At 58.5% G+C, this 422-nt stretch carries 1 protein-coding gene; it reads left to right on the top strand.

Annotated features, from left to right (window positions below; translation table 11 throughout):
* Positions 1–205: 205 nt before the first annotated feature.
* The coding region (locus EN742_RS37435; RefSeq protein WP_189375789.1) for an SPW repeat protein at positions 206–422 on the top strand (217 nt) is incomplete at its 3' end.

Below are 422 nucleotides of genomic sequence, written 5' to 3'. Positions count from 1 at the left end.
ATCGTCGTCCCGCAGCTGGGGGCGGAAGGCGAAGGCGACTTCAGCGTTTGAGAGGTATTTGCCGACTGGCACCGGGCAGGGCGCAAGCCGCGGTTGCCGGCTCGCGTCCTTGCAGCTTCACAAAACGGAATTATATCAATGAGTGAGCGTGCAATGTCCACGCGAAGTGAGTTGCTTTGGTCAAGCTTCATCCATGGAGGTTGTCATGGCAATGATGGAAGCGAGAAAGAGCATGGACTGGATCACTCTGGTCCTTGCGATCTGCCTGTTCGTCTCACCCTGGGTCATCGGATTCACCGCGGTAATGGTGCCCGCGTGGAACGCCTGGATTGTCGGCGTTGCGCTCGGCGCTTTGGCGCTCGCGACGCTTTCGGTGTTCGCAGAATGGGAAGAATGGGTAAATATGGCCCTCGGGCTCTGGC

Origin of the sequence: Mesorhizobium sp. M4A.F.Ca.ET.020.02.1.1 (assembly GCF_004022645.1) — a bacterium.
GTDB lineage: Bacteria > Pseudomonadota > Alphaproteobacteria > Rhizobiales > Rhizobiaceae > Mesorhizobium.
Note: the sequence above shows the minus strand (reverse complement) of the source record. Positions and strands in the feature narration are given on the sequence as shown.